The organism is Comamonas sp. E6 (assembly GCF_001010305.1).
Taxonomy (GTDB): Bacteria; Pseudomonadota; Gammaproteobacteria; order Burkholderiales; family Burkholderiaceae_C; genus Comamonas; species Comamonas thiooxydans.
In genome coordinates this window covers 1-5564 of the sequence record NZ_BBXH01000054.1, presented here as the reverse complement: position 1 = coordinate 5564, position 5564 = coordinate 1, and the positions used below count along the sequence as shown (strand labels likewise).

Here is a 5564-nt window from a genome sequence, read left to right as displayed (position 1 = left end):
GTAAGAGCCTGACGATGACCTACTTTCACACGGGAACCCGCACTATCATCGGCGCAAAGTCGTTTCACTGTCCTGTTCGGGATGGGAAGGAGTGGTACCAACTTGCTATGGTCATCAGGCATAAACTTTTTGTCAGATTGACAGCGCCTCGATTAACTTCTTAATCTCGCTCACCTTCAATCCAACGAATTCATAGAGTCTTCAATCAGCTTTTCGATTGCGCCTTTTCGGCATAACTAGAACTTGCGTTCTGTCTTTTGTTTTTCCAGGCTTACCCAAAGTTATAGGGTCAAGCCGCACGGGCAATTAGTACTGGTTAGCTTAACGCATTACTGCGCTTCCACACCCAGCCTATCAACGTCGTGGTCTACAACGACCCTTCAGGGGGCTCAAGGCCCCGGCAGATCTCATCTTGAAACGAGTTTCCCGCTTAGATGCTTTCAGCGGTTATCTCTTCCACACTTAGCTACCCTGCGATGCCACTGGCGTGACAACAGGTACACCAGAGGTGTGTCCACTCCGGTCCTCTCGTACTAGGAGCAGGCTTCCTCAAATCTGCAGCGCCCACGGAAGATAGGGACCAAACTGTCTCACGACGTTTTAAACCCAGCTCACGTACCTCTTTAAATGGCGAACAGCCATACCCTTGGGACCGACTACAGCCCCAGGATGAGATGAGCCGACATCGAGGTGCCAAACACCGCCGTCGATATGAACTCTTGGGCGGTATCAGCCTGTTATCCCCAGAGTACCTTTTATCCGTTGAGCGATGGCCCTTCCATACAGAACCACCGGATCACTATGTCCTGCTTTCGCATCTGCTCGACTTGTCAGTCTCGCAGTTAAGCACGCTTATGCCATTGCACTATCGTCACGATGTCCGACCGTAACTAGCGTACCTTCGAACTCCTCCGTTACGCTTTGGGAGGAGACCGCCCCAGTCAAACTGCCTACCATGCACTGTCCCCGATCCAGATAATGGATCCAGGTTAGAACCTCAAACGCACCAGGGTGGTATTTCAACGTTGGCTCCATGCGATCTAGCGACCGCACTTCAAAGCCTCCCACCTATCCTACACAGATCCGTTCAAAGTCCAATACAAAGCTACAGTAAAGGTTCATGGGGTCTTTCCGTCTTTCCGCGGGGAGATTGCATCATCACAAACATTTCAACTTCGCTGAGTCTCAGGAGGAGACAGTGTGGCCATCGTTACGCCATTCGTGCAGGTCGGAACTTACCCGACAAGGAATTTCGCTACCTTAGGACCGTTATAGTTACGGCCGCCGTTTACTGGGACTTCAATCAAGAGCTTGCACCCCATCATTTAATCTTCCAGCACCGGGCAGGCGTCACACCCTATACGTCCACTTTCGTGTTTGCAGAGTGCTGTGTTTTTATTAAACAGTCGCAGCCACCAATTTTTTGCAACCCCTTTGAGCTCCATTTGTACAACTTCACTTACTTGGGGTACACCTTCTCCCGAAGTTACGGTGTCAATTTGCCGAGTTCCTTCTCCTGAGTTCTCTCAAGCGCCTTAGAATACTCATCTCGCGCACCAGTGTCGGTTTGCGGTACGGTCGTCAATAGCTGAAGCTTAGTGGCTTTTCCTGGAAGCAGGGTATCACTCACTTCGTCTGCAAGCAGACTCGTTATCACGCCTCATCTTAGCTCTCCGGATTTGCCTAAAGAGCACGACTACACGCTTGAACCAACATATCCAACAGTTGGCTGAGCTAACCTTCTCCGTCCCCACATCGCACTATTGATCGGTACAGGAATATTGACCTGTTTCCCATCAGCTACGCATCTCTGCCTCGCCTTAGGGGCCGACTCACCCTACGCCGATGAACGTTGCGTAGGAAACCTTGCGCTTACGGCGAGGGGGCTTTTCACCCCCTTTAACGCTACTCATGTCAGCATTCGCACTTCTGATACCTCCAGCATCCGTTACCAGACACCTTCACAGGCTTACAGAACGCTCTCCTACCACGCACAGTAAACTGTGCATCCGCAGCTTCGGTAACTGGCTTAGCCCCGTTACATCTTCCGCGCAGGACGACTCGATCAGTGAGCTATTACGCTTTCTTTAAATGATGGCTGCTTCTAAGCCAACATCCTGACTGTTTTAGCCTTCCCACTTCGTTTCCCACTTAGCCAATTTTAGGGACCTTAGCTGGCGGTCTGGGTTGTTTCCCTCTTGAGTCCGGACGTTAGCACCCGGTGCTCTGTCTCCCAAGCTGTACTCGTCGGTATTCGGAGTTTGCATAGGTTTGGTAAGTCGCCATGACCCCCTAGCCTAAACAGTGCTCTACCCCCGACGGTAATACTTGAGGCACTACCTAAATAGTTTTCGGAGAGAACCAGCTATTTCCAAGTTTGTTTAGCCTTTCACCCCTATCCACAGCTCATCCCCTAATTTTGCAACATTAGTGGGTTCGGACCTCCAGTACCTGTTACGGCACCTTCATCCTGGCCATGGATAGATCACTTGGTTTCGGGTCTACACCCAGCGACTAGTCGCCCTATTCGGACTCGATTTCTCTTCGCCTCCCCTATTCGGTTAAGCTTGCCACTGAATGTAAGTCGCTGACCCATTATACAAAAGGTACGCCGTCACCCCTAAGGGCTCCGACTTTTTGTAAGCATACGGTTTCAGGATCTATTTCACTCCCCTCCCGGGGTTCTTTTCGCCTTTCCCTCACGGTACTGGTTCACTATCGGTCGATGATGAGTATTTAGCCTTGGAGGATGGTCCCCCCATATTCAGACAGGGTTTCTCGTGCCCCGCCCTACTTGTCTGCAGCCTAGTACCACCGATCGGTTTTCACATACGGGACTATCACCCACTATGGTCGGCCTTTCCATGCCGTTTTGTTAACCGGTCGACTATCACTGCAAGGCTCTTCCGAATTCGCTCGCCACTACTATCGGAATCTCGGTTGATGTCTTTTCCTCTGGGTACTTAGATGTTTCAGTTCTCCAGGTTCGCTTCGTGCACCTATGTATTCAGTGCACGATACCTCTTGCGAGGTGGGTTCCCCCATTCAGAAATCTCCGGATCAAAGCTTATTTGCCAGCTCCCCGAAGCTTATCGCAGGCTATCACGTCTTTCGTCGCCTATCATCGCCAAGGCATCCACCATATGCTCTTAGTCACTTGACCCTATAACTTTGGACTCTCTTAGCGAGAATCAAAGCCTGGTTTCAAAGACTGGTGAGGTCTTGCACCTCACGCGTTATGCCGTAATGTGAATATCTTTGGCTGCATCTTTCGATGCAGCTTAGAGAATATTCGTCATTACTAGATAAATTTGCATTCGCAAAATATCTGTTTTGACGCAATCAAAATGTTGCTGGCGGCACGGTGCACAAACCTGGGTTTGCGCTTTCCACCAGCAACGCTGATTTCGACTCTATGAATTTTTAAAGAACAGCCTATTGATCAAAGATCAATATAAAAGCAGTCTGGTGCAGACTGCTTTTATATTGAATTTGGTTTTTTTTGCTTCCGATCTGCTTGCGCTTCACATCTGCTGAGCCAACGATTATAGCACCTTTCGGCGCTATCATTTTTGGTGGAGGATGACGGGATCGAACCGACGACCCCCTGCTTGCAAAGCAGGTGCTCTCCCAGCTGAGCTAATCCCCCGGGATCCTCTGACCAGATATTGGAATCTTGGTGGGTCTAGTTGGGCTCGAACCAACGACCCCTGCGTTATCAACACAGTGCTCTAACCAGCTGAGCTACAGACCCATTCCACGCAGCCCACTTTTTCAGCAGGCCACCTGGCTTGTTCCAACAACCGATAAGTGTGGACGTTCAATTTGAAGCAGCATTTTTCCAGAAAGGAGGTGATCCAGCCGCACCTTCCGATACGGCTACCTTGTTACGACTTCACCCCAGTCACGAACCCCGCCGTGGTAAGCGCCCTCCTTGCGGTTAGGCTACCTACTTCTGGCGAGACCCGCTCCCATGGTGTGACGGGCGGTGTGTACAAGACCCGGGAACGTATTCACCGTGACATTCTGATCCACGATTACTAGCGATTCCGACTTCACGCAGTCGAGTTGCAGACTGCGATCCGGACTACGACTGGCTTTATGGGATTAGCTCCCCCTCGCGGGTTGGCAACCCTTTGTACCAGCCATTGTATGACGTGTGTAGCCCCACCTATAAGGGCCATGAGGACTTGACGTCATCCCCACCTTCCTCCGGTTTGTCACCGGCAGTCCCATTAGAGTGCTCAACTGAATGTAGCAACTAATGGCAAGGGTTGCGCTCGTTGCGGGACTTAACCCAACATCTCACGACACGAGCTGACGACAGCCATGCAGCACCTGTGTGCAGGTTCTCTTTCGAGCACCAAACCATCTCTGGTAAGTTCCTGCCATGTCAAAGGTGGGTAAGGTTTTTCGCGTTGCATCGAATTAAACCACATCATCCACCGCTTGTGCGGGTCCCCGTCAATTCCTTTGAGTTTCAACCTTGCGGCCGTACTCCCCAGGCGGTCAACTTCACGCGTTAGCTTCGTTACTGAGTCAGTTAAGACCCAACAACCAGTTGACATCGTTTAGGGCGTGGACTACCAGGGTATCTAATCCTGTTTGCTCCCCACGCTTTCGTGCATGAGCGTCAGTGCAGGCCCAGGGGATTGCCTTCGCCATCGGTGTTCCTCCGCATATCTACGCATTTCACTGCTACACGCGGAATTCCATCCCCCTCTGCCGCACTCTAGCCTTGCAGTCACAATGGCAGTTCCCAGGTTGAGCCCGGGGATTTCACCACTGTCTTACAAAACCGCCTGCGCACGCTTTACGCCCAGTAATTCCGATTAACGCTTGCACCCTACGTATTACCGCGGCTGCTGGCACGTAGTTAGCCGGTGCTTATTCTTACGGTACCGTCATGACCCGGGGATATTAGCCCCAGGCTTTTCGTTCCGTACAAAAGCAGTTTACAACCCGAGGGCCTTCATCCTGCACGCGGCATTGCTGGATCAGGCTTTCGCCCATTGTCCAAAATTCCCCACTGCTGCCTCCCGTAGGAGTCTGGGCCGTGTCTCAGTCCCAGTGTGGCTGGTCGTCCTCTCAGACCAGCTACAGATCGCAGGCTTGGTAAGCCTTTACCCCACCAACTACCTAATCTGCCATCAGCCGCTCTAGTAGCACAAGGCCCGAAGGTCCCCTGCTTTCATCCGTAGATCTCATGCGGTATTAGCTACTCTTTCGAGTAGTTATCCCCCACTACTAGGCACGTTCCGATGTATTACTCACCCGTTCGCCACTCGTCAGCATCCGAAGACCTGTTACCGTTCGACTTGCATGTGTAAAGCATGCCGCCAGCGTTCAATCTGAGCCAGGATCAAACTCTATAGTTCGATCTTGAATTTAAAGTCTTTCGACTGCTCACTCACTTGACGGAATCAAGAAGAATTAATTCTTCCTCATTACTGTTTTTGTGAGCGCTTGATAACTCCGAAGAGTTTGTTCCGAAGAACTGGCTGCTTGCCCTCAAACGCCCACGCTTATCGGCTGTATTTTTTTAAGGAACCGAGTGCAAAACC

At 51.1% G+C, this 5564-nt stretch carries 2 tRNA genes and 3 rRNA genes; all 5 read right to left on the bottom strand.

Annotated features, from left to right (window positions below):
• Positions 1-6: 6 nt before the first annotated feature.
• The 5 genes from rrf to CSE6_RS25705 all read right to left on the bottom strand — a co-directional run bounded on the left by rrf (position 7) and on the right by CSE6_RS25705 (position 5378).
• A 5S ribosomal RNA gene (rrf, locus tag CSE6_RS25725) occupies positions 7-119 on the bottom strand.
• A gap of 166 nt (positions 120-285) precedes the next feature.
• Positions 286-3163: ribosomal RNA gene (locus CSE6_RS25720) — 23S ribosomal RNA — on the bottom strand.
• Positions 3164-3573: 410 nt separating this feature from the next.
• Positions 3574-3649, bottom strand: a tRNA-Ala gene (locus tag CSE6_RS25715).
• A 28-nt stretch (positions 3650-3677) separates the two neighbouring features.
• Positions 3678-3754: transfer RNA gene (locus CSE6_RS25710), tRNA-Ile, on the bottom strand.
• 91 nt (positions 3755-3845) lie between these two features.
• Positions 3846-5378, bottom strand: a 16S ribosomal RNA gene (locus CSE6_RS25705).
• The 16S, 23S and 5S rRNA genes sit together here with 2 tRNA genes alongside, the layout of an rRNA operon.
• Positions 5379-5564: the final 186 nt, after the last annotated feature.